This is a genomic window from Streptomyces sp. NPDC051963 (assembly GCF_044593495.1).
Lineage (GTDB): Bacteria > Actinomycetota > Actinomycetes > Streptomycetales > Streptomycetaceae > Streptomyces.
In genome coordinates this window covers 172,589-196,402 of the sequence record NZ_JBIUCC010000012.1, presented here as the reverse complement: position 1 = coordinate 196,402, position 23,814 = coordinate 172,589, and the positions used below count along the sequence as shown (strand labels likewise).

21 protein-coding genes are annotated in these 23,814 nt (G+C 70.5%); 15 read left to right on the top strand and 6 right to left on the bottom strand.

From position 1 onward, the window contains the following. The first annotated feature begins 25 nt into the window (after nt 1-25). Nucleotides 26-1,624: an MFS transporter gene (locus ACIHFB_RS41065; protein WP_365284850.1), complete on the top strand. Its 1,599-nt coding sequence runs from the start codon at nt 26-28 to the stop codon at nt 1,622-1,624. A gap of 58 nt (nt 1,625-1,682) precedes the next feature. Continuing rightward, nucleotides 1,683-2,861, top strand: coding sequence for an acyl-CoA dehydrogenase family protein (locus ACIHFB_RS41060; protein WP_400129547.1), 1,179 nt, complete (start codon nt 1,683-1,685; stop codon nt 2,859-2,861). A gap of 39 nt (nt 2,862-2,900) precedes the next feature. On the opposite strand, the gene ACIHFB_RS41055 is transcribed toward ACIHFB_RS41060, so the two are convergent. After that, nucleotides 2,901-3,338, bottom strand: coding sequence for a cell division protein SepF (locus ACIHFB_RS41055; RefSeq protein WP_365284854.1), 438 nt, complete (start codon nt 3,336-3,338; stop codon nt 2,901-2,903). Nucleotides 3,339-4,045: 707 nt separating this feature from the next. Between ACIHFB_RS41055 and ACIHFB_RS41050 the strand changes: the two genes are divergently transcribed. The 6 genes from ACIHFB_RS41050 (at nt 4,046) to ACIHFB_RS41025 (ending at nt 10,903) form a co-directional block, all read left to right on the top strand. Then, nucleotides 4,046-5,827 carry an FAD/NAD(P)-binding protein gene (locus tag ACIHFB_RS41050; RefSeq protein WP_400129546.1) on the top strand — a complete coding sequence of 594 codons (1,782 nt, stop codon included), beginning with the start codon at nt 4,046-4,048 and terminating at the stop codon, nt 5,825-5,827. Between the two features lie 39 nt (nt 5,828-5,866). Beyond that, complete coding sequence (locus tag ACIHFB_RS41045; protein ID WP_365284858.1) at nt 5,867-6,946, top strand: LLM class flavin-dependent oxidoreductase; 1,080 nt, start codon at nt 5,867-5,869, stop codon at nt 6,944-6,946. Next, on the top strand, nt 6,943-8,220 hold the full coding sequence (locus ACIHFB_RS41040; protein WP_365284860.1) for an LLM class flavin-dependent oxidoreductase: 1,278 nt from the start codon (nt 6,943-6,945) through the stop codon (nt 8,218-8,220). The genes ACIHFB_RS41045 and ACIHFB_RS41040 overlap by 4 nt, the downstream gene beginning before the upstream one ends. 4 nt (nt 8,221-8,224) lie before the next feature. Further along, nucleotides 8,225-9,007 (top strand): DUF1684 domain-containing protein, encoded by a 783-nt coding sequence (locus tag ACIHFB_RS41035; RefSeq protein WP_365284862.1) that lies wholly within the window; start codon nt 8,225-8,227, stop codon nt 9,005-9,007. Between the two features lie 209 nt (nt 9,008-9,216). Further along, entirely contained in the window at nt 9,217-10,122 is a 906-nt protein-coding gene (locus ACIHFB_RS41030; protein ID WP_365284864.1) for a S1 family peptidase, read from the top strand. A 124-nt stretch (nt 10,123-10,246) separates the two neighbouring features. Further along, complete coding sequence (locus tag ACIHFB_RS41025) at nt 10,247-10,903, top strand: hypothetical protein (protein ID WP_365284866.1); 657 nt, start codon at nt 10,247-10,249, stop codon at nt 10,901-10,903. Here ACIHFB_RS41025 and ACIHFB_RS41020 read toward each other — a convergent pair. Continuing rightward, a complete protein-coding gene (locus ACIHFB_RS41020) occupies nt 10,898-11,782 on the bottom strand; it encodes an alpha/beta hydrolase (RefSeq protein WP_365284868.1) in 885 nt (294 codons plus the stop codon). The genes ACIHFB_RS41025 and ACIHFB_RS41020 overlap by 6 nt on opposite strands. Before the next feature lie 89 nt (nt 11,783-11,871). On the opposite strand from ACIHFB_RS41020, the gene ACIHFB_RS41015 reads away from it, so the two are divergent. Then, on the top strand, nt 11,872-12,741 hold the full coding sequence (locus tag ACIHFB_RS41015) for a slipin family protein (RefSeq protein ID WP_365285163.1): 870 nt from the start codon (nt 11,872-11,874) through the stop codon (nt 12,739-12,741). Nucleotides 12,742-13,020: 279 nt separating this feature from the next. After that, the gene (locus ACIHFB_RS41010) at nt 13,021-14,103 is read left to right on the top strand and encodes a S1 family peptidase (RefSeq protein WP_365284870.1); all 1,083 of its coding nucleotides are present in this window, start codon (nt 13,021-13,023) and stop codon (nt 14,101-14,103) included. 31 nt (nt 14,104-14,134) lie between these two features. Here the strand turns inward: ACIHFB_RS41010 and ACIHFB_RS41005 are convergent, their stop codons facing one another. Continuing rightward, nucleotides 14,135-15,181, bottom strand: coding sequence for a DUF3533 domain-containing protein (locus ACIHFB_RS41005; RefSeq protein ID WP_400129545.1), 1,047 nt, complete (start codon nt 15,179-15,181; stop codon nt 14,135-14,137). Between the two features lie 209 nt (nt 15,182-15,390). On the opposite strand from ACIHFB_RS41005, the gene ACIHFB_RS41000 reads away from it, so the two are divergent. Beyond that, entirely contained in the window at nt 15,391-18,837 is a 3,447-nt protein-coding gene (locus ACIHFB_RS41000) for a DNA polymerase III subunit alpha (protein ID WP_400129544.1), read from the top strand. Next, on the top strand, nt 18,834-19,832 hold the full coding sequence (locus ACIHFB_RS40995; RefSeq protein ID WP_365284876.1) for a DNA polymerase thumb domain-containing protein: 999 nt from the start codon (nt 18,834-18,836) through the stop codon (nt 19,830-19,832). The genes ACIHFB_RS41000 and ACIHFB_RS40995 overlap by 4 nt, the downstream gene beginning before the upstream one ends. 17 nt (nt 19,833-19,849) lie before the next feature. Here the strand turns inward: ACIHFB_RS40995 and ACIHFB_RS40990 are convergent, their stop codons facing one another. Further along, complete coding sequence (locus ACIHFB_RS40990; RefSeq protein ID WP_365284878.1) at nt 19,850-20,224, bottom strand: cupin domain-containing protein; 375 nt, start codon at nt 20,222-20,224, stop codon at nt 19,850-19,852. Between the two features lie 115 nt (nt 20,225-20,339). Here ACIHFB_RS40990 and ACIHFB_RS40985 point away from each other — a divergent pair, with 115 nt between their 5' ends. Continuing rightward, a complete protein-coding gene (locus ACIHFB_RS40985; protein ID WP_365284880.1) occupies nt 20,340-20,783 on the top strand; it encodes a MarR family winged helix-turn-helix transcriptional regulator in 444 nt (147 codons plus the stop codon). Nucleotides 20,784-20,957: 174 nt separating this feature from the next. Next, nucleotides 20,958-21,836, top strand: coding sequence for an alpha/beta fold hydrolase (locus ACIHFB_RS40980; protein WP_365284882.1), 879 nt, complete (start codon nt 20,958-20,960; stop codon nt 21,834-21,836). Nucleotides 21,837-21,892: 56 nt separating this feature from the next. Here ACIHFB_RS40980 and ACIHFB_RS40975 read toward each other — a convergent pair whose 3' ends face one another. Further along, a complete protein-coding gene (locus tag ACIHFB_RS40975) occupies nt 21,893-22,873 on the bottom strand; it encodes a lytic polysaccharide monooxygenase (protein WP_365284884.1) in 981 nt (326 codons plus the stop codon). A gap of 172 nt (nt 22,874-23,045) precedes the next feature. Here ACIHFB_RS40975 and ACIHFB_RS40970 point away from each other — a divergent pair, with 172 nt between their 5' ends. Beyond that, nucleotides 23,046-23,495, top strand: coding sequence for a GNAT family N-acetyltransferase (locus ACIHFB_RS40970; protein ID WP_400129543.1), 450 nt, complete (start codon nt 23,046-23,048; stop codon nt 23,493-23,495). Nucleotides 23,496-23,522: 27 nt separating this feature from the next. On the opposite strand, the gene ACIHFB_RS40965 is transcribed toward ACIHFB_RS40970, so the two are convergent. Further along, nucleotides 23,523-23,657, bottom strand: coding sequence for a hypothetical protein (locus tag ACIHFB_RS40965; RefSeq protein WP_155055489.1), 135 nt, complete (start codon nt 23,655-23,657; stop codon nt 23,523-23,525). Nucleotides 23,658-23,814: the final 157 nt, after the last annotated feature.

Sequence of the window (23,814 nt, the reverse complement as noted above, 5' to 3'; positions counted from 1 at the left end):
GAGGGAACATCTGGGAGGTACGTACATGTCCGGGACGACCACGGCCGCCGCTGCGCTGCGCCGTCGGGCGGCCGGGGCCGGTGCAAACCGCTGGGTCGTCCTGGTCGTCCTCTGCGTCAGCCTGCTCCTGGTCGCCGTCGACGCCACCGTGCTGCACGTGGCGGTACCCGCCGTCACCGAGGACCTCAAGCCCGGCGGGATAGAACTGCTCTGGATCGTCGACATCTATCCGCTCGTCTGCGCCTCGCTGCTGATTCTCTTCGGCACGCTCGGCGACCGCGTGGGCCGCAGACGGATCCTGCTCCTCGGATACGGCCTGTTCGGCGTCGCCTCCGGTATGGCGGCCCTCGCGGACACCGCCCAGGTGCTGATCGCGGCGCGTGCCCTGCTCGGCGTCGGCGGCGCGATGATCATGCCCGCGACCCTGTCGATCCTCCGCCAGGTCTTCCCCGACCGGCGTGAGCGAGCCCTCGCCATCGGTATCTGGAGTGCCGTGGCCGCGGTGGGCGCGGCGGTCGGTCCGCTGCTCGGCGGCTTCCTGCTCGAACACTTCTGGTGGGGCTCGGTCTTCCTGGTCAACATCCCGTTGATGCTGGTCAGCCTCCCCATCGGACGGCTGCTGCTGCCCGAGTCGAAGGGCGACGGCAAGGGCCCCTGGGACGTGGTCGGCGCGCTGATGGCGGCGGCCGGGCTGTTCGGGGTCGTGCTGGGCGTCAAGCGGCTCGGGGGCGGCGAAGTGGACGGGCCCACCGCGCTGCCGCTGCTGCTGGGCGCGCTGCTGCTGGTGCTGTTCGTACGACGCCAGCGTCGGCGCCGACATCCGCTGGTGGACCTGCGCATGTTCGCGCGCCCGGCGTTCAGCACCTCGGTGGGCTGCATCGTGCTGGCGATGCTGGCGCTGGTCGGGCTCGAACTGATCGCGGCGCAGTATCTGCAACTGGTGCTGGGTCTGTCCCCCCTGGAGACAGGGCTACGGCTGCTGCCGCTGACCTTCGCCGCGATGGCGTCGGGCCTCGCCGGGGCGCGGATGCTGCGGCGATTCGGGCCACGGCGGATGGTGTGCGCCGGGTTCGCGCTGACCGCGGTCGCGGTGCTGACGCTGATGGCGATGGGCGGGGAGGACAACCCCGGCCTGCTGCTGCTCGGGTTCGTGCTGCTGGGCTTCGGTCTGGAGACCACGCTCTTCGGGGCGTACGAGTCGATGCTGAGCGAGGCTCCACAGGAACAGGCGGGCGGCGCCGCCGCGATCGGCGAGACGTCGTACCAGCTCGGTGCCGGGATCGGGATAGCGCTGCTCGGGACCGTGATGAACGCTGCGTATGCGCCCGGGCTGGCGTCCGTGCCGGGCGTCCCGGGGCGGGCATCGGCCGCGGCGGAGCATTCGCTGGGCGAGGCCTACGAGGTCGCCGACCGTCTCGGCGGGCCGGCCGGTGTCGCCCTGCGCCGGGCGGCCCAGGACTCCTTCGTGCACGGGCTGCATGTGACGCTGCTGGTCAGCGCGGGATTGCTGGTACTGGGGGCGGTGATGGCGTTGCGGTTGCCGCGGGTCATGCAGTGTGAGGCGCCGGCGCCCGTGGAGCTTCCTGCTCCTCGGGAAGTCGCGGACTCCCGCGTCTCGGTGTGACGACACACCCCGGGTTACCGTAACTACCAGCGCTAGTTAACTTCCCGGAGGGTGTCCCATGCCGTTGCCCCCGTTCGACCCCGCCGACCCCCTCGGGATCGACGACCTGCTGGACCCGGAAGACCTCGCCATTCGCGACACCGTGCGCAGCTGGGCCGCCGACCGGGTCCTGCCGTACGTCGCGGACTGGTACGAGCGGGGCGAGCTGCCCGACGTGCGGGAACTGGCCCGTGAACTCGGCGGGATCGGGGCCCTCGGGATGTCCCTCACCGGGTACGGCTGCGCCGGCGCGAGCGCCGTGCAGTACGGACTGGCCTGTCTGGAACTGGAGGCCGCCGACTCCGGCATCCGCTCCCTCGTCTCGGTACAGGGCTCCCTCGCCATGTACGCCGTCCACCGGTTCGGCAGCGAGGAGCAGAAGCAGCGCTGGCTGCCCGGTATGGCGTCCGGCGATGTCATCGGCTGCTTCGGACTCACCGAACCCGACCACGGCTCAGACCCGGCCTCCATGCGGACGCACGCCAAGCGCGACGGCGGGGACTGGGTGCTCAACGGGCGCAAGATGTGGATCACCAACGGCTCCGTGGCCGGCGTCGCCGTCGTCTGGGCGCAGACCGACGACGGGATCCGAGGGTTCGTCGTCCCCACCGACAGCACCGGCTTCTCCGCCCCGGAGATCAAGCACAAGTGGTCGCTGCGCGCCTCCGTCACCAGCGAACTCGTCCTCGATGACGTACGGCTGCCCGCCGACGCCGTACTGCCGGAGGTCACCGGGCTGCGCGGTCCGCTCAGCTGTCTCTCCCACGCGCGCTACGGCATCGTGTGGGGGTCCATGGGGGCGGCGCGGTCGTGTTTCGAGACCGCTGTCGAGTACGCGAAGACGCGGGAGCAGTTCGGGCGGCCCATCGGGGGATTCCAGCTCACCCAGGCCAAGCTCGCCGACATGGCGGTCGAACTGCACAAGGGGATTCTGCTCGCCCATCATCTGGGGCGGCGGATGGATGCCGGGCGCCTGCGTCCCGAGCAGGTCAGCTTCGGCAAGCTCAACAACGTGCGAGAGGCGATCGAGATCTGCCGTACGGCACGGACGATCCTCGGCGCCAACGGGATCTCCCTGGAGTACCCCGTGATGCGGCATGCGACGAATCTCGAATCGGTGCTCACCTACGAGGGCACCGTCGAGATGCATCAGCTCGTGCTGGGCAAGGCGCTCACCGGACTCGACGCGTTCCGGTAGGACCTGCCTCAGCGGGCAGGGCCGACGAGCGGCCCTGCCTCAGCTCTGGTTGAAGAAACCGTCGGCGCGGTGTGCCGCCGGCTCCCCGCTGACGATCTCCGTGTCGGCCGGGCTGAGCAGGAACACGCGGTTGGACACCCGGTCGATCGAACCCCGCAGGCCGAAGATCAGGCCCGCCGCGAAGTCGACCACGCGCTTGGCGTCGCCCGGCTCCATGGCCGTGAGGTTCATGATGACCGGGACACCCTCGCGGAACAGCTCGCCGATGGCGCGCGCGTCCCGGAAGCTGTCCGGAGTGACCGTGCCGATCCGGCGGCCCTTCTCCTCGGCCACGTCCGAGGCCACCTTCACCCGCGGATCGGTGACCCAGGCCTCCCCGGGCTCGCTTCCCTCGGAGTAGTCATCGTCGTAGTAACGCTCGTCATCGTTGTCGTCGACGAGGCCAAGCCAGGCACTCGCCTTGCGCACCGATCCCATGGACGCCTCCTCTCACAGCGGTCTGTTTCGCTTTCCGCATCCCTATCGTCATCCATGATGTAGACGTCGCGCCAAGTGGATAGACGTCGCACGGGGGGTTTGTGACGGTACTGGTGCACAGCGAATTCGTCGAGAGCCCTGGTCTCCCAAGGGTCTTGCCGGACAGGGCTGCTGACTGTGAGTGAAATATGATTGTTCGCGTCGTTTGGGTGACCGACGCGGCGTACGGGTGAACAGCGGCGGTCTCATTGGTGTGATGTTCGGTCCGTACGATGCCCCGGTTCTGACGGAGGCTCAGATCGGCCGGGACGGGCTGCTGTGACTGCTGAGCGAGGGGAGGGTGCGCGTGAAGGCGGGGAGGAGAGATCGCGGAAGGCGCTCCTGGGAAGCGGAGCGCGCAGTGGGTCGGCTCAACAGGACGAGGACCACACTCGACCGAAGTCGATGTGGGAGCGCTTGACCAGCCACTGCTGCGGATGCATGGGCCAAGTGGAACAGGCATACGGTTGCGCGTCAACTGGCTTGAGACGGGCGGCTCACAGTATGGACACCCTTGACAGTGAGCGGAAACGGACCCGTAGTCTCGACGGACGGCTCTGCTGAGGGGCTCGGCCGTACTGCGCGCATCATCCGCGCTTCAGCGTGCTTCGTCGCGCTTCGTGTGAAGGCACCACCGTGCTCGACCCCAGCTGTCACGGAGCCTTCGCATGCCCTCCCACACCCTCACCCTGCCCGACCGTCCGCCGACGCCCGCCCTGGTGATCGTCGGCGCCGGGCCGCGAGGAACCGGTCTCATCGAGCGGATCGCCGCCAACGCGCCCGAGCTGTACGCCGGTTCGGGCCTCGACATCCACCTCGTCGACCCCCATCCACCGGGCGCCGGACGCATCTGGCGCGCGGCGCAGTCACCGCTGCTGTGGATGAACTCGCACGCCGAGGACGTCACCATGTTCACCGACGAGACGGTGCACATGGCCGGGCCCGTGCGACCCGGGCCGACCCTGCACGAGTGGGCCGGGATCGACGGCCGTACGTTCGCGGACCGGCGGCTTCAGGGCGCGTATCTGGGCTGGGTCCATGAACAGGCCGTGGCCGCGCTGCCCGAGGGCGTTCGGGTCCACCACCACCCGCGACGGGCCCTGCGCGTCAGCGGTCCGCGCGAGGGACGCCAGCAGGTCTGGCTGGAGGGCCGCCCCCGTCCGCTCCTCGCCGACCTGGTCGTGCTCGCCCTCGGCCATCTGGACGCCGAACCCGACGACGAGCAACGGGAGTTGGCGGCGTACGCCCGCGCCCATGACCTCGTCCATCTGCCGCCGGACTTCACCGCCGACAGCGACCTGTCCCTGCTCGCGCCCGGCGAACCCGTCCTGGTCCGCGGCTTCGGGCTCGCCTTCGTCGACCTGATGGTGCTGCTGACAGAGGGCAGGGGCGGCCGGTACGAGGGGGACGGCTACGTTCCCTCGGGGCGGGAGCCGGTGCTGTACGTCGGCTCGCGGCGCGGAGTGCCGTACCACTCGAAGATCGGCTACGACTGGACCGGTGAACGGCCGCCGCTGCCACGGTTCCTGGGGCCCGCCGAGATCGACGGACTGCTCGCCCGGGCCCAGGGCTTCGACTTCCGGCGGGACGTGTGGCCCCTGGTCGAGAAGGAGCTCGGCTTCGCGCACTACCACCGGCTGTTCACCGTCCACCCGGAGCGGACGGGGATGGCCTGGGCCGACTTCGAGGAGAAGTACGCGGTGGCGAGCGGCCAGGACATCCAGGCCCTGGTGGCCTCCGCAGTGCCCGATCCGGCGGACCGACTCGACCTCGCCGCGCTGGACCGCCCCCTGGACGGGGTGCGATACGGCTCGTACGAGGAGTTCCAGGAGGGGCTGCGCGGATATGTCGAGCGTGACCTGAGCAGACGTCATGACCCCGAGCACAGCCCGGACCTGGCGGTCTTCCTCGGGCTGCTCTCCGTCTACGGCCAGTTGATCCGGCTCGGGGACATCGGCCCCTGGTGGCACGGCTTCTTCAGCTATCTGGCCTCCGGACCGCCCGGACCCCGGCTGCGGCAGCTGCTCGCCCTGTCCCGGGCCGGCGTCCTGAAGTTCGTCGGCGCGGACATGACCGTCGCCGCCGAGGACGGGGTGTTCCGGGCGTCGAGTGCCACCGTGCCGGGGGCGTGGGTCGAGGCGCGGGCGCTGGTCGAGGCGCGGCTGCCCGAACCCACGGTCGGGCGGGCCCGCGATCCCTTGCTGCGGGAGCTGGACGCCGCCGAGACCCCCGCAGGTCTGCTCCGGGTGGACCCCGGCGACGGGCGGGTCCTCGACCGGTCCGGCCGGCCGCACCCCCGGCTGTTCGCGCTCGGGCCCTACACCGACGCCCGTACGCCCGGAGCCTTCACCCGGCCACGCATCGGAGGCCCGGCGTTCCGGCAGAACGACGCGACGGCACGGGCCGCCCTCGACTTCCTCCGCTCGCCACGCTCCCGCGCGGCGGCGTGAACCACCCACCACGTCTGACATTCAGAAGGGCTCTGCCGTATGACCTCATCACCCGGCCGGGGGCTGCTGCACCTGGCCGTTGCCATCGATCAGCCCGACAGCCACGACCCGGACGTCTACGTCGAGTCGGCGCGGCTCGCGGAGCGTGGGGGCCTCGACTTCGTCACGCTCGACGACGGGTTCGACCGCCCCGGACCAGACGCGCTCGGCGTCCTCTCCCGGGTGGCGCCCGTCACCGGTCGGATCGGGCTGGTGCCCACCGTCACCACCACCCACACCGAGCCCTTCCATGTGCAGGCGGCCGTCGCCACGCTCGACTGGGTGAGCCGGGGCCGGGCCGGCTGGCGGATCGAGGTGTCGCCGAGCGAGGGCGAGGCCCGTCTGTTCGGCCGCCGCCATGCCGCCCCCGCCGATGCACTGTGGCGGGAAGCGGGTGAAGTCGCCGACGTGGCGGCGAAGTTGTGGGACAGCTGGGAGGACGACGCCGAGATACGGGACGTGTCGACCGGCCGTTTCGTCGACCGGGACAAGCTGCACTACGTCGACTTCGCGGGCGCCTCCTTCTCGGTGAAGGGTCCCTCGATCGTGCCGCGCCCGCCGCAGGGCCACCCCGTGCGGGTCGTCGACGCCACCGAGGAACACGCCCGGGAGGCCGCCGCCCGGTATGCCGATGTGGCTCTGGTGCGGGCCGTGAGCGCTGCGCACGCGGCCGCTGTACGGGATCAGCTGCGGGCGTCCGCGATCGAGTTCGGGCGGGATCCCGGCGGGCTGCGGGTCCTCGCGAGCCTCGTCGTCGAACTCGGCGGCGGAGAGCGCACGGCCGAGCCAGGTCGCGGCGGGGGCGGTCCGCGGCAGACCGCGCAGGGGCCGTTCTACCGCGGCGGGCCCGTGGACCTCGCGGAGCTGATCGCAGCCTGGCACAAGGAGGGCGCCGTCGACGGCTTCCACCTCACGCCCACCGACCCGCACCGCGATTTGGAGCGGCTCGTCAACGGCACGGTCGCCCTGCTGCAACACCGCGGCCTGTTCCGCACCTTCTACCCCGGCAGCACGCTCCGGGAGCACCTGGGCCTGGCCAGGCCCGCCAACCAGTACGCCGTGACCGGGGGAGCGTCATGACCGTACGCCGCCGTATGCACCTGGCCGCCCACTTCCCGGGCGTCAACAACACCACCGTCTGGACCGATCCCCGCTCCGGATCCCAGATCGACTTCTCCTCCTTCGAGCACCTCGCCCGCACCGCCGAACGCGGCCTGTTCGACTTCTTCTTCCTCGCCGAGGGGCTGCGGCTGCGCGAGCACAAGGGCCGGATCCACGATCTGGACGTGGTCGGCCGGCCCGAGTCGATCACCGTGCTCAACGCGCTCGCGGCCGTCACCGAGCGGCTGGGACTGGCCGCCACGGTCAACGCGACCTTCAACGAACCGTACGAACTCGCCCGCAGGCTGGCCACGCTGGATCACCTCAGCGGCGGTCGGGCCGCCTGGAACGTGGTGACGTCCTCCGATGCCTTCACCGGGGAGAACTTCCGGCGCGGCGGCTTCCTCGACCGCGCGGAGCGGTACACGCGGGCGGCCGAATTCGTCGATGCGGCACGGCAGTTGTGGGGCTCCGGGCCGTTCTCCTTCCGCGGGCGGCACTTCGACATCGCGGGCGAGTCCACCCTGGAGCCGTCCCCGCAGGGACACCCCGTCGTCATCCAGGCCGGGGACTCCGACGAGGGGCGGGAGTTCGCCGCCCGCACCGCCGACGTGATCTTCACCCGGCACGGCACCCTCGACGCCGGCCGCGCGTTCTACGCCGACGTCAAGCAACGCCTCGCGGGATACGGCCGCACCCCCGACGACCTCAAGATCATGCCCGGTGTCACCGTCGTCGTCGGCGACACCGCGGCCGACGCACAGGAGAAGGCCACCGCGATACGACGGCAGCAGGTCTCCCCGCAGAACGCGATCCTCACCCTGGAGCAGATCTGGGGCGTCGACCTCTCCTCATACGACCCGGACGGCCCGCTCCCCGGCCTCGACCCGGTACCGGACCCCCAGCTCACCCGGGGGCGCACCGGGCGCGGCGACACCGTCGCGATCGCCGAGAAGTGGCGGGCGCTGTCCCGGGAGAAGGGGCTGTCCATCCGGGAGACCGTGATCGAGGCGAGTGCCCGGCAGTCCTTCATCGGCACCCCGGAGGCGGTCGCCGCCGAGCTGGAGACGTTCGTCGAGCAGGGCGCCGCCGACGGATTCATCCTCGTACCGCATCTGACCCCGGGCGGGCTGGACGAGTTCGTGGACCGGGTGGTGCCGCTGCTCCAGGAGCGCGGCGCGTTCCGTACGGAATACGAGGGCGCGACCCTACGCTCACATCTCGGGCTGTCCGATCCGGTACGGAAGGGTTGATCACGTGAGCGCCGACGCGTCCGAGGACTGGAAGCACTGGCACGAGCACCGGGTCGCCTCGGTGTCCGCACCCCACGGACCGCTTGCGCTGACCGGCACCCACTGGCTGGACGACTATCCGGACGGGCGGCTTCCGGACATCCCGGGGACCTGGGCGGCAGAGGGCGACGGAGTCGTCCTGACGGCCGCCGCAGCCGACGGTCTGATGGTGGACGGGCAGCCGTTCGCCGGTGAGGTGAGGCTGGCCGCCGACCCGGGGCCGGCGAGCGCGGCCCGGGTGGCGCACGGGGAGCGCCGACTGGTTGTGCTGGTGCGCGAAGGGGCGTGGGGCGTGCGGGACTTCGACCCCGCCGCCGAGGCGCGGCGGGCGTTCCGGGGCATCGAGGCCACGGCGTACGATCCGCGCTGGTCGGTGCCGGGGCGCTTCACGTCGTACGACTCGGGGCGCAGGGTGCTCGTGGACAACGCCGACGGACGGCAGCGGGGGCTCGGACTCGGCGGCGAGCTGGCGTTCACCCTCGGCGGGCAGGAGCTGACGCTTCAGGTGAGCGTCGAGGCGGACGGCTCGCTGTGGGCGGTTTTCGGCGATGCTACGGGCGGGCACAGCAGTTACCGATTCCGCTTCCTGCGCCCGGCCGCGCCCGACGCGGAGGGCCGTACGACGGTCGACTTCAACCGTGCGCTGCTGCCGCCCTGTGCCTTCGCCGACCACTTCATCTGCCCCTTCCCGCCACCGGGGAACACACTGGGCGTCGCCGTCGCGGCGGGGGAGCGCAACCCGCTCTGAGCGGGGGCGAGGGAGCAACTCGCACAGTTCGTTCAAATGTTGACGGCCGAAAGGCGCCCTTGCGGCTACCGGTCGTTCGGCCGAATACTCCCCCTCAGCGCTTGTCAGGGGCACGGCTTGTCCGGAATCCGGGCATTCGGCCCACTGGCTGCGCCTCACGGGCCCCGACCCCACGCGGGCCCCCGACTTCCCATGTGGAGGAACGACAAGTGAGGATCAAGCGCACCACCCCCCGCAGCGGCATTCAGAGACGGACTCGGCTGATCGCCGTCAGTACCGGACTCGTTGCCGCGGCCGCGATCGCGATCCCCAACGCGAACGCCGCCGACCCCACCACGTTCAGCGCCACCCAGCTCAAGAGCGCCGGCAGTTCGGTGCTCAAGGCTGACATCGCGGGCACCGCCTGGGTCGTCGACGCGAAGACCAACCGGGTCGTCGTCACCGTCGACAGCACGGTCTCCCAGGCCGAGATAGCCAAGATCAAGCGGCAGGCCGGCGCCAACGCCTCCGCGCTCACGATCAAGCACACCCCGGGTAAGTTCAACAAGCTCATCGCAGGCGGCGACGCCATCTATGCGAGTAGCTGGCGCTGCTCGCTCGGCTTCAACGTCCGCAACAGCGCGGGCGCCGACTACTTCGTGACCGCCGGTCACTGCACCGACGGTGCGGGCACCTGGTGGTCCAACTCGGGCCACACCACGACGCTCGGCAGCACCGCGGGCTCCAGCTTCCCGACGAACGACTACGGCCTCGTTCGGTACACGAACACCTCGGTCGCCAAGTCGGGCACCGCCGGTAACACGGACATCGTCCGGGCGGCCAACCCGACCGTGGGCACCAGCGTCATCCGTGACGGCTCCACCACCGGTATCCACACCGGCACCGTCACCGGTCTCAACGCGACCGTCAACTACGGCGGCGGCGACATCGTCTACGGCATGATCCAGACCAACGTCTGTGCCGAGCCCGGCGACTCCGGCGGCTCGCTCTACGGCAGCAACGGCACCGCGTACGGTCTGACCTCCGGCGGCAGCGGCAACTGCTCCTCCGGCGGTACGACCTTCTTCCAGCCGGTCGTCGAGGCCCTCCAGGCCTACGGCATGAGCGTCTTCTAAGCCGGCCCGCAGCACCAGCACCTCGCACGGCCGACCTGTAGCCGGCAGCAGGTGAGCCCCCGCACGCATCCGCGTGCGGGGGCTCGTTATCGTGCGGCAAGAACATGTAGAAGGGGAACGGCAGTTGGAATTCGACGACCGGCAACGGCGGGTACGGCGCAGCCCGTTGCTGTTCGTGGCACCGCTCGTGCTGCTGAGCCTGCTGACCGCGGTGCTGATCTGGGAGGTCGTGCGGTCGAACGTGACCGGCGACCTGGCCAGGCAGTGGCCCTGGCGGTTGCGGCTGATGGACATGAACCCGCTGGGCAGCCTGCTCGCGGTGGCCCTCGCCGCCGTGTTCGGGCGGGCGCAGTACGCGCGGACCGTGCGGCCGGCGCTCGGCTGGAGCTCGTCCTGGACGGTCGGCGACCTCGCTCCGGACGAACCGGCCTGGAAGGTGAGCATCGTCAACGGCGGCTCGCAGCACGTGGTGGTGGAGCGGGTCGACTACTGCTTCGTACCGCGGGGAGGGCAGCCCGGCGCCTGGGCCGATCACGCCGGTGTGGTCGAGGCGCTCGCCGACCGCGGGCTCAGACAGGGCAAGGACTACTACCTCCGGCTGACCGGCGCCGGGTTCCCACTGGGTGGTGGGGCGATGGCCGCGGGGGCGTACAGCCGGCGGTTCGTCGACGGGATCGACCGGTTGCACATGCGGCTGCGCGTCACCGACGCGGTCGGCGACAGTCATGAGCGGATCATGGACCTGATGCGGGGCGCCCGGATCGAGCGGCCCGGGTCATGAGGCCCTGGACTCCGGTGCGGCGCACAGCCAGTCCAGTACGGCGGGCAGCGCCCGAATCGACCCGAAGTGCCCGGCGTCCGGCTCCAGGACGGGGCGGGCCCGGGGGATGCGGTCCGCGAGCCACTTGAAGTGGCCCACCGGGGAGAAGGTGTCCTCGGCGCCGTGCCACAGCAGCACCGGCCGGGTGATGACCGCCGGGTCGAAGCCCCAGCTGCTGAGCAGGGCGAGGTCGTCGTCGAGCCAGCCGTACGCCGAGGTGCTCAGCGACTCGCGGTAGTTGCGCAGCAGCATGTCGCTGACGGCCGGGTCGGAGATGATCCGCCGGTCGGAGTCGGTGAGCCCGTCGCGGATGGACACCAGCAGCTGGGCCGGATCACTGCGGATGGCGGCGGCGCGGGCGGCCAGCCGCTCGGCGAAGTCCAGCGGGTCGGTGAGCGCCCGGGTGTACTCCTCGACGTTTGAGCGGGCCATGCCCTCGAACCAGCTGAGCCCCGGGGCGTCCGGTGGCGCGGGACTCACCAGCGCCGCCGTCCGCCGCACCCGCCCCGGCAGCAGCGCGGCGCAGGCCAGCGCGTGCGGCGCTCCGCCCGAGCGGCCGAGGACGGTGAACCGGTCGAGCCCGAGGGCGTCGGCCAGCTCGGCCACGTCCCGGGCGGCATCGGCCACCCGGCGTCCCGGCCGGCGGTCCGAACTGCCGTAGCCGGGACGGTCGTAGGAGATGAACCGCACGCCGGGGCGCGCGGTCACGACGTCCTCCGGCACCGTGCCGTGGCGGCAGCCCGGGGTGCCGTGCAGCAGCACCACCGGTGTGCCCTCGGGGTCTCCCTGTTCCGCCACCGCCAGCCATCGACCGTCCCGCGTGCGAACGCCGTCGACCACCTGTGTCCTCCTTCTCCCCAACGCGAACACCCCCGAGTTACCTTCGAAGTACACACCTTGTGCGCCCGATTCGGACCCTGGGGGCCGTGATGGTCGAGGAGCTGGTGGCGGCGGGCGTCTCGCTCGCGTCTGTCGGAGCGGTGTACGTGATGGCGGCGGCGCGGGTCGTCAAACAGTACGAACGCGGTGTGGTCTTCCGGCTCGGCAGGCTGAAGTCCGATGTGCGCGGACCCGGGTTCACGATGATCGTTCCGTTCGTGGACAAGCTCCGCAAGGTCAACCTCCAGATCGTGACGATGCCCGTCCCCGCGCAGGAGGGCATCACCCGGGACAACGTCACGGTGCGGGTGGACGCCGTCGTCTACTTCAAGGTCGTCGACGCCTCGGACGCCATCGTGCAGGTCGAGGACTACCGCTTCGCGGTCTCGCAGATGGCGCAGACCTCGCTGCGCTCCATCATCGGCAAGAGCGATCTCGACGATCTGCTGTCCAACCGCGAAAAGCTCAATCAGGGGCTGGAGTTGATGATCGACAGCCCGGCGATGGGCTGGGGTGTGCAGATCGACCGCGTCGAGATCAAGGACGTGTCGCTGCCCGAGACCATGAAGCGCTCCATGGCCCGGCAGGCGGAGGCGGACCGTGAGCGGCGGGCCCGGGTCATCAACGCCGACGCCGAGCTCCAGGCGTCCAAGAAGCTCGCCGAGGCCGCCCAGCAGATGGAGGACACGCCCTCCGCCCTGCAACTGCGGTTGCTCCAGACCGTGATGGCGGTCGCCGCCGAGAAGAACTCGACGCTCGTGCTGCCCATCCCGGTGGAGCTGCTGCGCTTCCTGGAGAAGGCGCCGGGACAGATGCCGTCGGCCCCGGCGGTGGCCCCTCAGCCGGTGCAGGAACAACTGCCGCCCGCCGGACCCCGCTTGAATTCGGACCCCGAAGGGTCGAATTCAAGACAGGACTAGACCTCACCGTCCGCACATCATTTACTCGCTCGTAGTGTTTGCTGCGCGAACACGCCGGGCGTGACTGTGCACGGTCAAGGTGAGGGGGCGTACGTCGGTTGTCGTACGCGCGTCCTGAACTAGACCTTGTGTGCTCCCCATAAGGCTAGGAATAGTAGGCGCCGTTCAACCGGTACGGACGCGGCTCTTTTTCTTGTACGCCGTGTCCGTTTCCGCACGCCTTCCGGTCCGCGAGGCCCCCACAGCCTCTCGGACCGACCCCCCACAGGAGGACGTAAGTTGAAGCACCGACGCATACCCAAGCGGCGGGCGGCCGTGGCAGGTGCGGGCATCGCCGCACTCGTTGCTGCGGGTGTCACCTTGCAGACTGCGAACGCCAGCGAGAGCACGGAGAGCTCCGCGCCCCACACGCTGTCGATCACGGCGGCCGGAAAGCTCGCCTCGACGCTGGGCAGTGAGCTCGGCACCGACGCGGCCGGCACCTACTACGACGCGCAGGCGAAGAACCTCGTCGTCAACGTGCTCGACGAGGCCGCCGCCCAGACCGTCGAGGAGGCGGGCGCCAAGGCCAGAGTCGTGGCCAACTCCCTCGCCGAACTCAAGAGCGCCCGTACCACCCTGAAGCAGGACGCGACCATCCCCGGTACCTCCTGGGCGACCGACCCGGCCACCAACAAGGTCGTCGTCACCGCCGACCGTACGGTCTCCAAGGCCGAGATGGCCAAGCTGACCGAGGTCGTCGACGGGCTCGGCACCACGGTGGAGCTCAAGCGCACCAAGGGTGAGTTCAAGCCCTTCATCGCGGGCGGCGACGCCATCAGCGGTGGCGGCGGGCGCTGCTCGCTCGGCTTCAACGTGGTCAAGGGCGGCGAGCCGTACTTCCTGACCGCCGGTCACTGCACCGAGTCCATCTCGAGCTGGTCCGACTCGAGCGGCACCGTCATCGGCGAGAACGAGGCCTCCAGCTTCCCGGACAACGACTACGGCCTGGTCAAGTACACCGCCGAAGTCGACCACCCGAGCGAGGTCAACCTCTACAACGGCTCCTCGCAGGCCATCGCGGGCGCCTCCGAGGCGACCGTCGGCATGGAGGTCACCCGCAGCGGCTCGACGACCCAGGTGCACGACGGCACGGTCACCGGCCTGGACGCCACCGTGAACTACGGCAACGGCGACATCGTCAACGGTCTGATCCAGACCGACGTCTGCGCCGAGCCCGGTGACAGCGGCGGCTCGCTGTTCTCCGGCGACCAGGCGATCGGCCTCACCTCCGGCGGCAGCGGCGACTGCACCTCCGGCGGCGAGACCTTCTTCCAGCCCGTCACCGAGGCGCTCTCCGCCACGGGCACCGAGATCGGCTGACGGTTTTCGCACCACCGTGAAGTCCCGCCCCTCACGCGAGGGGCGGGACTTTCGCGTGCGGCCGGAACGTCGCCGCCGCCATCGTGATCACCGTTCCCGCGAGCGCCCACGCCGACAGCACCAGCAGTGACGCCGTCATGTTGTTGCCCTTGAAGTACGCGATGGAGCGCGCCGCCCAGGTCCCCGCGCCCGGCGGCAGCGCCGGCCCGATCGCCTTCCAGAACGGTGGCAGCATCGGCAGCGGGAAGGCGCCGCCCGCGCTCGGGTTGCCCGCGATGACCACGAGCAGGATCGCCAGACCGATGCCGACGATCCCGAAGATGCCCTGGAGCGCGAGCGTGGCGGCCCCGACGGCGAACGTGATCAGCGCTCCAAGTCCCCACAGGGCGGCCACACTCCCGGGCAGGGCGCCCAGGATCGGTCCGACGATCACCGCTCCGCCGAGTCCGCCGACGATCGACGCCAGTGCCATGACGAGCAGCCGGATCACCGCGCGGCGCGGATCGGCGGGCCGGGCGCCGGAGCTGATCGCGAGGATCGAGGCGCACAGATAGCCGCCGACGCACCAGCCGACGACCAGATAGAAGGACGACAGCCCGTCGAAGTCCTCGGCGGAGGCCGGTGCCACGTCGATGACCCTGACCGTGCGCTGCTCGGCCTTCTCCAGGGTGGCGACGATCGTCTCCAGGGTGGTGGCGAGGACGGTGCCGCCGCCGGTCGCGACCAGGAGCGTGTCCGTCGTGCCCGCCGGGTCGATGATCAGCGCGCCGTCGATGTCCCGGTTCAGGACCTGCTTGCGCGCCGTCGCCGCGTCGGCCACCGCGCGCGGGTCCAGGGGAGAGCCGGGCAGCCGCTCCAGCCGGGTCACCGCCTGCTCGGCCGCGACCTGGGGCGCGACGACTCCGAAGGGCACGTCCTTGGGCTCGGGGTCGTGCAGCGCGCCCACGTAGGAGGCGATGAAGAGCAGCTGAAGCGCGATCGCGCCGATCACCAGCAACGTGGCCCGCGGGGTGACGGCGCCCTTCGCCTCGGCGAGGAAGGACGGGCGAGGAGCCTCGGCGTCGGCGCTCTGTGTCATGTCCCCACGGTCCGGTCCGGACGGCGTTTCCGCAGGTGGGAAGCGTCCGAACGGATGAGAAACGGATACGGGACGGATGCGGATCGGATGCGGATCGGATGCGGATCCGATGTCGCACACGCATTCGAGAATTGGTCTATGGTGGGGGTGAGGTAGCTGGGAACAGATGTTCGAGAGTCGCTCGCGGCTCATCAGTGCGGGAGGTGCGTGTGCCGGGTTTCACGCATCTGCACACCGTCTCCGGATACTCCCTGCGGTACGGGGCTTCCCACCCGGAGCGGCTGGCCGAGCGTGCCTCCGAACGGCAGATGGACGCCCTCGCCCTCACCGACCGCGACACCCTCGCCGGCACGGTCCGCTTCGCCAAGGCCTGCGCCAAGGCGGGCGTCCGCCCGCTGTTCGGGGTGAACCTCGCAGTGGAGGAGCAGGAGTCCGTACGTCGACAAAAGCGCCGTACCCCGGTCCGTGGCGGTGCCTTCATCGACGAGTCGACACCGCGCGTCACCTTCCTCGCCCGGGACGGCGCCCGCGGCTGGGCCGGCCTGTGCGGTCTCGTCACCGCAGCCCACACCGCCGAGGACACCCCGCTGCTGCCCCGGTCCGCCCTCTCCCACTCCCGAACACACTCAAGCGAGAGGGCTCCCGTCGCCGACGGCCTGACCGTCCTGCTCGGCCCCGACTCCGACGTCGGCCGCGCACTCGCCGCGGGGCGCTCCGACCGGGCGGCGGGGCTCCTCGTCCCCTGGCGGGAAATCTACGGCGACGCCCTGCGCCTCGAAGCCGTCTGGCACGGCCGCAAGGGCACCGGCCCGGGCTCCCTGCGGCTGGCCGCCCGTACCGTCGGCTTCGCCGCCGAGCAGCGCATCCGGCCCGTGCTCAGCAACGCCGTCCGCTATGCCGACCCCGGCCTCGGCCCGGTCGCCGACGTCCTGGACGCCGCCCGCCGGCTCGTCCCCGTCGACCCCGCCAAGGAACTGGACTCGGGGGAGGCCTGGCTCAAGGACGCGGGCGCCATGCTGGACGTCGCCGAGCGGATCGTCGAGGCGGCGGGCTTCCGGCGCGACACCGCACACCGTCTGCTGGAGCAGACGCAGGCCACCGCCGCCGAGTGTCTGGTCGATCCCGAGGACGACCTCGGCATCGGCACCGTCCACTTCCCCGAACCGCACCTCGTCGGCGCCGGCCGTCGCACCGCGCAACGCGCGCTGGCCTCCCGGGCGGCGGCGGGCATGGTGCTGCACGGCTACGACCACCGGCGCGCCTACTGGGAGCGGATGCATGAGGAGCTGGACATCATCGCCTTCCACGGGTTCGCCTCCTACTTCCTGACGGTCGCTCAAGTCGTCGACGACGTGAAGAAGATGGGCATCCGGGTCGCCGCGCGCGGCTCCGGCGCCGGTTCCCTCGTCAACCACCTCCTCGGCATCGCCCACGCCGACCCCGTCGAGCACGGGCTGCTGATGGAGCGCTTCCTGTCCAGGCGCCGTCTGGTGCTGCCCGACATCGACATCGACGTGGAGTCCGCGCGCCGACTGGAGGTCTACCGCGAGATCATCGGCCGGTTCGGCACCGAACGGGTCGCGACCGTCTCGATGCCGGAGACCTACCGCGTCCGGCACGCGATCCGGGACGTCGGAGCCGCCCTGTCCATGGACCCGGCCGACATCGACCGCATCGCCAAGTCCTTCCCGCACATCCGCGCACGGGACGCCCGCGCGGCCCTCGACGAACTTCCCGAACTGCGCGAACTGGCAGGGGAGAAGCAGAGGTACGGCATGCTCTGGGAGCTGGTCGAGGCCCTCGACGCCCTCCCGCGCGGAGTCGCCATGCACCCCTGCGGGGTCCTGCTCTCCGATGCCACTCTCCTGGCCCGTACGCCGGTCGTGCCGACCAGCGGCGAGGGCTTCCCCATGTCGCAGTTCGACAAGGAGGACGTAGAGGACCTCGGACTGCTCAAGCTCGATGTGCTCGGCGTGCGGATGCAGTCGGCGATGGCGCACGCGGTCGCGGAGGTGGAGCGGGCGACGGGGGAGCGGATCGACCTGGACGGTGTCCCGCCGGGCGATTCGGCGACGTATCGACTCATCCGCTCCACCGAGACGCTGGGCTGCTTCCAGATCGAGTCGCCGGGCCAGCGGGACCTGGTCGGGCGGCTTCAGCCGGCCACCTTCCACGACCTCGTCGTCGACATCTCGCTGTTCCGGCCGGGCCCGGTCGCCGCCGACATGGTGCGGCCGTTCATCGAGGCGCGGCACGGGCGGGCGCCGATCCGCTATCCGCACCGGGATCTGGAGCAGCCGCTGAAGGAGACGTACGGAGTCGTCGTCTTCCATGAGCAGATCATCCACATCGTCGACATCATGACCGGCTGCGGACGGGCCGAGGCGGACCGGGTGCGGCGCGGGCTGTCCGACCCGGAGTCGCAGGGGCGGATCAAGGTGTGGTTCGCCCAGCACGCGGCGGAGAAGAACTACGACGCGGAAACGATTCAGCGGACCTGGGAGATCATCGAGGCCTTCGGGTCGTACGGCTTCTGCAAGGCGCACGCCGTCGCCTTCGCCGTACCGACGTACCAGTCGGCGTGGCTGAAGGCGCATCACCCGGCGGCCTTCTATGCCGGGCTGCTCACGCACGACCCCGGGATGTATCCGAAGCGGCTGCTGCTGGCGGACGCGCGGCGGCGCGGGGTGCCGATCCTGCCGTTGGACGTGAACGGGTCGGGGATCGCACACCGTATCGAACTGGTGTCTGAATCCGGGGTGTGGGGGCTGCGGTTGGCCCTCTCCGACGTGCACGGCATCAGCGAGGCCGAGGCGGCGCGGATCGCGGACGGGCAGCCGTACGCCTCGCTGCTGGACTTCTGGGAACGGGCGCGGCCCAGCCGTCCGCTCGCTCAAAGACTGGCCCAGGTCGGCGCCTTGGACGCCTTCGGTGCCAACCGCCGTGATCTGCAACTGCACCTGACCGAGCTGCACCGGGGAGCCCGTGGTGCGGGTGGCGGCCAACTGCCGTTGGCGGGTGGCCGGAAGACCGCCCCGGCCGGGCTGCCCGACCTCTCCTCGGCAGAGCGGCTCAGCGCCGAGCTGGGTGTGCTGTCCATGGACGCCTCGCGCCATCTGATGGACGACCACCGGGCGTTCCTCGATGAACTGGGCGTGGTGTCCGCGCGGCGGCTGCGGGATGCCCGGCACGGGGAGACGGTGCTGGTCGCGGGCGCCAAGGCGGCGACCCAGACCCCGCCGATCCGGTCCGGCAAGCGGGTCATCTTCTCCACTCTGGACGACGGCACGGGCCTGGTCGACCTCGCCTTCTTCGACGACTCGCACGACGCCTGCGCGCACACCGTCTTCCACTCCTGGCTGCTGCTGGTGCGCGGAGTGGTGCAGCGGCGCGGCCCGCGCAGCCTCAGTGTGGTGGGCGCTGCCGCCTGGAACCTCGCCGAGCTGGTCGAACTGCGCGCCGAGGGCGGCCTCGACGTGGTGGCGGCCCGGCTCGCGGAGCCGGTGCCACAAGGAAACGGCGATTCCACGGGCGGACGGCGAATCCACATGCCCACCGGATACGAAATGCACCCGTGGGCCGATCTGCGGCCGGCGGGTCAAGAGCCTTCGCAGGTACGGAAGTTGTGGCACCAGAGTCCGGGGAGTGCGGGATGACCATCCTCTGTGTACGTTTTCAGCTGCCGCCGATGTACGAGGCGGCCCTGCCGGAGCTGATCGGGTTGCTCGAGGAGTTCACGCCGGTCGTCGAGGCGCTGCCGCCGGACGGGGCGCTGGCCGATCTGCGGGGCGCCGAGCGGTACTTCGGGCGCAGCGCCGTCGAGCTGGCGGCGGTGATCCGCGTCCGTTCCCTGGCCCTGCACGGGGTCGACTGTGTGATCGGTGCCGGGCCCGGCCCGATGCTGGCCCGTATGGCGCTGCGCGACGCCCGGCCCGGGGTGCCCCATGAACTGCCCGAGGGGCCGGACGGTATCGCCGGGCTGCCCGTCACCGCGCTCCCCGGTGTGGGCACCGCGACCGCCCGCACCCTGTGCGAGTACGGCCTCGACACCCTCGGCCTGGTCGCCGCCGCGCCCCTGTCCACGCTCCAGCGCCTGATCGGCGCGAGGACCGGCCGCGAGCTGCGCGAGAAGGCGAGCGGCATCGACCGCGGCCGGGTCGTACCCAACGCCGTCTCCCTCCCCCACTCTCGGCTTCGCTCGAGCGGGGGGACCCCCATCCTCGCCACCGAGCAACGCTTCGAACTCGACGAGTTGGACTCCGAACGGCACCGCCGTGCCCTGCTCTCGGCCGCCGGGGAACTGGGCGCCCGGCTGCGCGCCCTGGAGAAGGTCTGCGGCGCCCTGACCCTCACCGTGCGCTACGCCGACCGCACCGCGACCACCCGCACCCGCACCCTCAAGGAACCCACCGCCCACTCGGCCGCCCTCACCCGGACCGCGTACGACATGTACGAGGCACTCGGCCTCCAGCGTGCCCGGGTACGGTCGATCACCCTGCGCGCCGAGGCCCTCGGCCCCGCCGAACAGGCCTCCTACCAGCTCACCTTCGACCCGGTGGACGAGAAGGCCCGCCGGGTCGAGGAGGTGGCGGACCGCGCGCGAGCGAAATTCGGCCCGCATGCGGTGAAACCGGGGACGCTGGCGGCGTAACTCTCCCTGACCAGCGATCAGTTGGCCCACGGCGGCACGATGCGTGTGCCGTCGGCCAGCTCCGCCTCCAGACCGATGGAGGTGGTGACCCAGGTGAGTGCGGTCCGGTCGGTGGGGTTCTCGACGGTGAGGGTCGCGCCCGGGTTGATGATCAGGGTGTCGCCCGCGGAGACGCGGTCGGTGCGGCCGTCGAGTGTGATCAGCAGCTCGCCGTCGAGCAGGTGCAGGATCTCCTCCCGGTTGACGGTGTGCGCGGGCGCCTTGGTCCCCGGCGGGATCTCACCGCGCCAGGCGCACAGTTCCTTGCTGCCGGTGCGGGGAGTGGCGTACGAGACGAAGCGGGCGCCGTGGATCTCGTGGGTGACGGCGTCGGACCGGCGGATGACGGGCATGGGTGAGGCCTCCTGGAATGAGATGGTCAAGCGACCGAGATGGTCAAGCTGCTTGACTATATGGCTCCATGGTCAAGCGGCTTGACCAATTCGTCAAGGGTGTTTCAATGCCTCCGTGCAGAACTCCGAAGCCCTCACCCTGGCCGCCGCCCTGCTCTCCGCCGCGGCCGACCTGACGCAGCGCATCAACGACGGCGTCATCGCGCGCGGGTTCGAGGTGCGGCCCGCGCACGGGTTCGCGTTCAGCAGGCTGGCCCCGGACGGGGCGACCGTCACCGATCTCGCCGTCCACCTCGGGGTGACCAAACAGGCCGCGAGCCAGCTCGTCGAGGAGCTCGTGCGCAAGGGGTACGTCGAGCGGCGGCCGCATCCCGGCGACGCGCGCGCACGGCTGATCGTGCTGACCGAGCAGGGGTGGGCCTGTACGCGGGCCGCGAACGAGGCGACCGCGGAGGCGGTGCGGGCATGGGCCGACGTGCTCGGCGAGGGTGAAGTGCGCGCGTTGTGTGATCGGTTGGTACGGATCGCGCCCTATGGTCCTCTCAGGCCCACCTGGTGACGGTTCGTCAGCGGCTCTATCACAGTCACTGACTATCACTGGAAGTTTTTACTGACGCGTAACTTCACAAGTGAACTACCCGCTCGTAACTTGACGAGTGAACAGCATCCTCGTGATCCGGATCACAGGGCGTAGAGCCGTCGCAACTCCCTTGAGCCGCAAGGAGATCACCCGATGCTGCCCTGGAAACGAGTGCTCAGACCCCTGTCCGCCCTGTGCCTGACCGTCACGGTCGCCCTGGTCCCCGCCGTCACCACGGCCCACGCCGCCGACGCCGACGTCGCGGCGACCTCGGACCGCGGCTGGAACGACTACTCCTGCAAACCGTCCGCCGCCCATCCCCGCCCCGTCGTCCTGGTGCACGGCACCTTCGGGAACTCCGTCGACAACTGGCTGGGCCTCGCGCCGTATCTGAAGGACCGCGGATACTGCGTCTTCTCCCTCGACTACGGCCAACTGCCGGGCGTTCGCTTCTTCCACGGCCTCGGGCCCGTCGACAAGTCGGCCGAGGAGCTGAAGTCCTTCGTCGACAAGGTGCTCACCGCGACCGGCGCCGCCGAGACCGACCTAGTCGGTCACTCACAGGGCGGCATGATGCCCCGCTACTACGTCAAGTTCCTCGGTGGCGCCGCCAAGGTGAACGCCCTCGTCGGCATCGCGCCCAGCAGCCACGGCACCGACCTCAACGGCCTGACCAACCTGCTGCCGTACTTCCCCGGCGCCGAGGACCTGCTCACCACCGCCACCCCGGCGCTCGCCGACCAGATCGTCGGCTCCGCCTTCCTCGCCAAGCTCAACGAGGGCGGCGACACCGTCCCCGGCGTCAGCTACACGGTCCTCGCCACCCGGCACGACGAGGTCGTCACGCCGTACCGGAGCCAGTTCCTGAGCGGATCCGGAGTGCGCAACGTCCTGCTCCAGGACCTGTGCCCGGTCGACTTCGCCGAGCATGTGTCGATCGGACTGTTCGACCGGATCGCCTTCCACGAGGTGGCGAACGCCCTCGACCCGGCCCATGCCACCCCGACCACCTGTGCGTCGTCGGTCAGTTGACCGATGCCGGGGCCTGACCGGCCTGAGCCGCCGGTCGGGCCCCGGAGTCCCGGGTGTCAGCGGCCGTGCCGGCCACCGCTCACCGCGCGCCGCCGGACCGACCCGAACAGGGCCGCGGCCCCCAGCGCGAGGGCGGCCGCGCCGCCGACCGCGATGTACGGGGTGCTGCTGTCGCCGCCGGTCTCGGCCAGGTTCTCCGAAGCCCCGGCCGCCTTCGGCTCGTTGGCGGCGACCGCCTCGGTGGTCGGCTCCGCCGATGTACTCGCGTCGTTGTCGCCGTGGCCGTTGTGCTCGACGGTCGACTTGTCGGCACCGTCCTCGATCTGCTCCTCGGAGGGAGCGGACGCCGACGGGGCCGGGGCGGGAGCCGCCGTGGAGTCGTCGGTGTCCGTGGCGTCGCTGCCGCCGAAGGCGACGTCCGAGCAGGAGTAGAAGGCCTCCGGACTGTCCGAACGCTGCCAGACCGCGTACAGCAGCTGCTTGCCGGAGCGCTCGGGCAGGCTGCCGGAGAACGTGTAGTAACCGCCCGACGCGGCCGGGTCGGTGACCGTCGCCACCGGGTTGTCCAGATCCAGGTCGTCCCAGGCCAGCGGCTCGGCCGGGTCGTAACCGGCCTTGGTGATGTACACCTTGAAGGTGCCCTTGTGCGGGGCCGTGACACGGTACTTGAAGGTGTACGACCCACTGCTCACGCTGGTCGTCGGCCAGTCGGCGCGGGCCAGGTCGAGCCCCTTGAACGCGTCGTTGTTCGCGCTGCACAGCTTGCCGTCCGGGATCAGCGCCTGGTGCTGCCCGTTCGCGTTGCCGATGCGTATGCCGTTCCAGTCGTACAGCGCCTGGGTGCCGCCGGCCGCGACCGCCGCCTTGCACGCGTCGGACTTCGGGCTCTCGGGTCCCTCCGCGTAACACTGCGAGACCCGGCTGACCGGGTCGCCCATCGATCCGTGCGCGGACGCCGGCGCGGCGGCCAGCGCGGTCAGGGCGAGCGGGGCGATGCCGACGACTGCGACGGTGGCCACCTTGCGGCGTGCGGGCATGACGGAACTCCTCGGAACGGTCATTGGATCGATGGGCCGGAAACCCGTGGGGGGCGATCAGCAAGCTAGCCCCGGATGACCGTGAAATCGCCTGCTGGAGGCGGTGGAGGGAGATCCTTATGGTCGCTTTAAGGGAGTGCTGAGACTGCGCTCAGGTAGGTACCGTCACGGCATGGACGACGACGAGATCCGGGCGGCGGTCGCCGCCGACGTGCCCGCTGTGAAGGCTGTGACCGACGCCGCCTACCACCACTACATCGAGCGCATCGGACGAGTGCCGCGGCCCATGGAGCGGGACCACGCGGCGAACGTCGCCGCGGGGCAGGTGTTCGTCACCGGGGAGCCCGTCATCGGCCTGGTGGCGGTCGAGGAGTACGCCGACCATCTGTACCTCGACAACATCGCCGTCCACCCCGACGCCCAGGGACAGGGCGTGGGAGGACGGCTGTTGCGGTTCGTGGAGGCACACGCGCGTGCGCTGGGCGTACCCGAGGTCAGGCTCTACACGAACGCGATGATGTGGGAAAACCAGAAGATCTACCCGAAGTACGGCTACGAGTTCGTCGAACGCCGTGTGGAAGGGCCCTACGACCGCATCCACTACCGCAAGCGACTGGTCTGACGCGTCTCATGACCTCACCCGCCCGCCTCAGCCGTCGGGCCACCATGTGCGCGCGATGTCCTTTCGGACCTCGGGGCGCTCGGCGGGGCGCTCGTCGGCCTGCTCGCGGAGCCGGCGGACGTCCGTCTTCTTCAGGGGCTTCTGCACGGTGACTCGGCGCATGGCTGCCTCCTTCAGTGCCTACCCGGGTTCCGCGTTCTCACGGAGGTAGACCCTTTCGGCGAGGGTTCCTCATCGGTGCCCTCCTGTCAGTGGCGGTCATCACGGTTTTGACTGGAATTCGAGTGATCTTCGGCCGGAGCTCGATTGTCAGTGGTGG